We start from the raw sequence: 567 nt of genomic DNA, 5'->3' as shown, positions 1-567 counted from the left end.
GCTCAGCAGGTTGCTCGCGATTTAGAAACTGCTGTTAAGAATGCTTTTTCAAAGGTTCGTTTGCAGCGCTTTCCAAAGCATAAAGTCTCATACAAAAAGAAAAGACTTCACAACGACTCGTTTCGAGCCGTTAATAATGCCAATTGCATTCGAATCGAAAATGACGCTATAAGCATCCCAAAAGTCGGTAAAGTGCCAATCGTTTTGCATCGTGGACTTGCGAGCAAAATTAAGACCGTAACCATTCAATATCGTCACGGAAAGTGGGGATGCAGCATCACACAGGAAGTGGAGTGTAAAACGGCTAAACAGGTTTTGGAAAAGATCACTGGTTTTGATATCAACTCAAAGCAAACGGTTGTTGGTTCGAACGGATTTGTGGCCGATAATCCGAAGTTTTTAAAACAGTCAAAAGAGAAGCTAAACCAATTGCAACGCCAGCTTGCGCGTCGAACCAAAGGCTCAAATCGTTGGCACAAAACTAAACAACGCATCAATAAACTACACGGTAAAATCTCAAGGCAAAGGCTCGACTTTGCGCACAAAATTTCACGACAGATAATCAAT

At 42.0% G+C, this 567-nt stretch carries 1 protein-coding gene; it reads left to right on the top strand.

Annotated elements, in window-relative coordinates:
* The coding region (locus tag JIG37_RS02605; protein ID WP_199528643.1) for an RNA-guided endonuclease TnpB family protein at window positions 1-567 on the top strand (567 nt) is incomplete at both ends.

This window comes from Pseudoalteromonas sp. bablab_jr010, assembly GCF_016464105.1.
In the GTDB taxonomy this organism is placed as follows: Bacteria; Pseudomonadota; Gammaproteobacteria; order Enterobacterales; family Alteromonadaceae; genus Pseudoalteromonas; species Pseudoalteromonas simplex.
This window is presented reverse-complemented; position numbering and strand designations above follow the sequence as displayed.